Source organism: Mycobacterium kyorinense (genome assembly GCF_001672775.1).
Taxonomy (GTDB): Bacteria; Actinomycetota; Actinomycetes; order Mycobacteriales; family Mycobacteriaceae; genus Mycobacterium; species Mycobacterium kyorinense_A.
Window position 1 is genome coordinate 1 of sequence record NZ_LZKJ01000157.1, and the last position, 5218, is coordinate 5218.

The following is a 5218-nucleotide window of genomic DNA, read 5'->3' on the forward strand; positions in this document are numbered from 1 at the left end:
TTTTTTTGCCATGCCCTTTGGCCGTCCCGTGGTTGGGGGTGTGGTGTTTTTGATGCCAGTTTTTGGTGTCTTGCTTTGGTCAGGTTTTCTCTGATTGTGGATTCGCCTCGTTTTTGAGGGGTTTTTGTTTGGAGAGTTTGATCCTGGCTCAGGACGAACGCTGGCGGCGTGCTTAACACATGCAAGTCGAACGGAAAGGCCCTTTCGGGGGTACTCGAGTGGCGAACGGGTGAGTAACACGTGGGTGATCTGCCCTGCACTTCGGGATAAGCTTGGGAAACTGGGTCTAATACCGGATAGGACCATGCTGCGCATGTGGTGTGGTGGAAAGTTTTTAACGGTGTGGGATGGGCCCGCGGCCTATCAGCTTGTTGGTGGGGTGATGGCCTACCAAGGCGACGACGGGTAGCCGGCCTGAGAGGGTGTCCGGCCACACTGGGACTGAGATACGGCCCAGACTCCTACGGGAGGCAGCAGTGGGGAATATTGCACAATGGGCGCAAGCCTGATGCAGCGACGCCGCGTGGGGGATGACGGCCTTCGGGTTGTAAACCTCTTTCACCATCGACGAAGCTTCGGGTGACCGGGGTGACGGTAGGTGGAGAAGAAGCACCGGCCAACTACGTGCCAGCAGCCGCGGTAATACGTAGGGTGCGAGCGTTGTCCGGAATTACTGGGCGTAAAGAGCTCGTAGGTGGTTTGTCGCGTTGTTCGTGAAATCTCACGGCTTAACTGTGAGCGTGCGGGCGATACGGGCAGACTGGAGTACTGCAGGGGAGACTGGAATTCCTGGTGTAGCGGTGGAATGCGCAGATATCAGGAGGAACACCGGTGGCGAAGGCGGGTCTCTGGGCAGTAACTGACGCTGAGGAGCGAAAGCGTGGGGAGCGAACAGGATTAGATACCCTGGTAGTCCACGCCGTAAACGGTGGGTACTAGGTGTGGGTTTCCTTCCTTGGGATCCGTGCCGTAGCTAACGCATTAAGTACCCCGCCTGGGGAGTACGGCCGCAAGGCTAAAACTCAAAGGAATTGACGGGGGCCCGCACAAGCGGCGGAGCATGTGGATTAATTCGATGCAACGCGAAGAACCTTACCTGGGTTTGACATGCACAGGACGATCGCAGAGATGCGGTTTCCCTTGTGGTCTGTGTGCAGGTGGTGCATGGCTGTCGTCAGCTCGTGTCGTGAGATGTTGGGTTAAGTCCCGCAACGAGCGCAACCCTTGTCTCATGTTGCCAGCGCGTGATGGCGGGGACTCGTGAGAGACTGCCGGGGTCAACTCGGAGGAAGGTGGGGATGACGTCAAGTCATCATGCCCCTTATGTCCAGGGCTTCACACATGCTACAATGGCCGGTACAAAGGGCTGCGATGCCGTGAGGTTTAGCGAATCCTTTAAAGCCGGTCTCAGTTCGGATCGGGGTCTGCAACTCGACCCCGTGAAGTCGGAGTCGCTAGTAATCGCAGATCAGCAATGCTGCGGTGAATACGTTCCCGGGCCTTGTACACACCGCCCGTCACGTCATGAAAGTCGGTAACACCCGAAGCCCATGGCCTAACCCCTTGTGGGAGGGAGTGGTCGAAGGTGGGATCGGCGATTGGGACGAAGTCGTAACAAGGTAGCCGTACCGGAAGGTGCGGCTGGATCACCTCCTTTCTAAGGAGCACCACGATAAACATCCCGCATTGGGTGGGGTGTGAGCCGTGAAGGAATCGTTGGCTGTAGTGGCCTGCGGTTGGGTGCACAACAACAAACCGCTGCTCCCCTTGGTGGGGGTGGTGGCTGCCGGGCACACTATTGGGCTTTGAGACAGCACCTGGTGTTGTCGCCTCATCTTGGTGGTGGGGTGTGGTGTTTGAGTTGTGGATAGTGGTTGCGAGCATCTAGCAAGCAAATTGTTTTTTGTTTGTCGAGTGTTTTTTGTGTGTAAGTGTGTTAGGGCGCATGGTGGATGCCTTGGCATCAGGGGCCGATGAAGGACGTGGGAGGCTGCGATATGCCTCGGGGAGTTGTCAACCGAGCGTGGATCCGAGGATGTCCGAATGGGGAAACCCGGCACGAGTGATGTCGTGTCACCCACTGCTGAATGTATAGGCAGTGGGGGGGAACGCGGGGAAGTGAAACATCTCAGTACCCGTAGGAGAAGAAAACAAGTGTGATTCCGTTAGTAGTGGCGAGCGAACGCGGAGGATGGCTAAACCGCGCGCATGTGATACCCGGCGGGGGTTGTGTGTGTGGTGTTGTGGGGTCTGTGTTCTGGTCACCGCCGTGGCCGGCAGCAGTGAGAAAACAGTGTGTTAGTCGAAGTGGCCTGGGATGGTCTGCCGTAGACGGTGAGAGCCCGGTAGGTGAAAACATGCTGTCTGTTGTGCGCAGGTGCCCCGAGTAGCAGCGGGCCCGTGGAATCTGCTGTGAATCTGCCGGGACCACCCGGTAAGCCTGAATACTTCCTGATGACCGATAGCGGATTGAGTACCGTGAGGGAATGGTGAAAAGTACCCCGGGAGGGGAGTGAAAGAGTACCTGAAACCGTGCGCCTACAAGCCGTCAGAGCCTTGTTGTGGGGTGATGGCGTGCCTTTTGAAGAATGAGCCTGCGAGTCACTGACATGTCGCGAGGTTAACCCGGGTGGGGTAGCCGCAGCGAAAGCGAGTCTGAATAGGGCGTATCCCCGTAAGGGGTGTAGTGGTGTGTTGTGGACCCGAAGCGGAGTGATCTACCCATGGCCAGGGTGAAGCGCGGGTAAGACCGCGTGGAGGCCCGAACCCACTTAGGTTGAAGACTGAGGGGATGAGCTGTGGGTAGGGGTGAAAGGCCAATCAAACTCCGTGATAGCTGGTTCTCCCCGAAATGCATTTAGGTGCAGCGTTACATGTTTCTTGCCGGAGGTAGAGCTACTGGATGGCCGATGGGCCCTACTAGGTTACTGACGTCAGCCAAACTCCGAATGCCGGTAAGTCAAAGTGTGGCAGTGAGACGGCGGGGGATAAGCTCCGTGCGTCGAAAGGGAAACAGCCCAGATCGCCGGCTAAGGCCCCTAAGCGTGTGCTAAGTGGGAAAGGATGTGCAGTCGCAAAGACAACCAGGAGGTTGGCTTAGAAGCAGCCACCCTTGAAAGAGTGCGTAATAGCTCACTGGTCAAGTGATTGTGCGCCGATAATGTAGCGGGGCTCAAGCACACCGCCGAAGCCGCGGCAATCCGTATGGATTGGGTAGGGGAGCGTCCCCTCACCGGTGAAGCCACAGGGTGACCTAGTGGTGGAGGTGTGGGGAGTGAGAATGCAGGCATGAGTAGCGATAAGGCAAGTGAGAACCTTGCCCGCCGAAAGACCAAGGGTTCCTGGGCCAGGCCAGTCCGCCCAGGGTGAGTCGGGACCTAAGGCGAGGCCGACAGGCGTAGTCGATGGACAACGGGTTGATATTCCCGTACCCGTGTGTGGGCGTCCCTGACGAAACAGATCTGCTAACCACCCAAAAGGTGGCTGACCATTCACTTTCGGGTGGGTGGCGGTCACCGGCTGCGTGGGACCCGGTCTGGTAGTAGTCAAGCGATGGGGTGACGCAGGAAGGTAGCCGTACCAGTCAGTGGTAATACTGGGGCAAGCCGGTAGGACGAACGATAGGCAAATCCGTCGTTCACATCAGTCCGAGAGGTGATGCATAGCCGATTGTGGTGAATTCGGTGATCCTATGCTGCCAAGAAAAGCCTCTAGCGAGCACACACATGGCCCGTACCCCAAACCGACACAGGTGGTCAGGTAGAGAATACCAAGGCGTACGAGATAACTATGGTTAAGGAACTCGGCAAAATGCCCCCGTAACTTCGGGAGAAGGGGGACCCCCATACCGTCAACCCACCAGCTGGGGGCAGCGGCAGGGGGTGGCACAAACCAGTGAGAAGCGACTGTTTACTAAAAACACAGGTCCGTGCGAAGTCGCAAGACGAGGTATACGGACTGACGCCTGCCCGGTGCTGGAAGGTTAAGAGGACCCGTTAACCCCTTCGGGGGTGAAGCGGAGAATTTAAGCCCCAGTAAACGGCGGTGGTAACTATAACCATCCTAAGGTAGCGAAATTCCTTGTCGGGTAAGTTCCGACCTGCACGAATGGCGTAACGACTTCTCAACTGTCTCAACCATAGACTCGGCGAAATTGCACTACGAGTAAAGATGCTCGTTACGCGCGGCAGGACGAAAAGACCCCGGGACCTTCACTACAACTTGGTATTGATGTTCGATGCGGTTTGTGTAGGATAGGTGGGAGACTATGAAATACAGACGCCAGTTTGTATGGAGTCGTTGTTGAAATACCACTCTGATCGTATTGGACCTCTAACGTCGAACCGTGAAACCGGTTCACGGACAGTGCCTGGCGGGTAGTTTAACTGGGGCGGTTGCCTCCTAAAATGTAACGGAGGCGCCCAAAGGTTCCCTCAACCTGGACGGCAATCAGGTGGCGAGTGCAAGTGCACAAGGGAGCTTGACTGCAAGACGAACATGTCAAGCAGGGACGAAAGTCGGGACTAGTGATCCGGCACCCCCGAGTGGAAGGGGTGTCGCTCAACGGATAAAAGGTACCCCGGGGATAACAGGCTGATCTTCCCCAAGAGTCCATATCGACGGGATGGTTTGGCACCTCGATGTCGGCTCGTCGCATCCTGGGGCTGGAGCAGGTCCCAAGGGTTGGGCTGTTCGCCCATTAAAGCGGCACGCGAGCTGGGTTTAGAACGTCGTGAGACAGTTCGGTCTCTATCCGCCGCGCGCGTCAGAAGCTTGAGGAAACCTGTCCCTAGTACGAGAGGACCGGGACGGACGAACCTCTGGTCCACCAGTTGTCCCACCAGGGGCACCGCTGGATAGCCACGTTCGGACAGGATAACCGCTGAAAGCATCTAAGCGGGAAACCTTCTCCAAGACCAGGCTTCTCACCCATTAAGTGGGATAAGGCCCCCCGCAGACCACGGGATCAATAGACCAGACCTACACACCCGGCAACGGGCGCAGGGAACTGGCACTAACCGGCCGAAAACTTACCCACACGCAACCACACCACAACCCCCACACCCCACCACCAAACACACCCTAAAATATAAATAGAGTTACGGCGGAAATAGCGACAGGGAAACGCCCGGACCCATCCCGAACCCGGAAGCTAAGCCTGCCAGCGCCGATGATACTACCCACCCGGGTGGAAAAGTAGGACACCGCCGAACACACA

Annotated in this window: 3 rRNA genes; all 3 read left to right on the plus strand. The window is 56.9% G+C overall.

From position 1 onward, the window contains the following. Positions 1-125 precede the first annotated feature (125 nt). The 3 genes from A5707_RS17315 (at position 126) to rrf (ending at position 5213) form a co-directional block, all read left to right on the plus strand. A 16S ribosomal RNA gene (locus tag A5707_RS17315) occupies positions 126-1657 on the plus strand. A 268-nt stretch (positions 1658-1925) separates the two neighbouring features. Next, positions 1926-5038 (plus strand): 23S ribosomal RNA (locus tag A5707_RS17320). Between the two features lie 62 nt (positions 5039-5100). After that, a 5S ribosomal RNA gene (gene rrf, locus A5707_RS17325) occupies positions 5101-5213 on the plus strand. The 16S, 23S and 5S rRNA genes sit together here, the layout of an rRNA operon. The last annotated feature ends 5 nt before the right edge of the window (positions 5214-5218 follow it).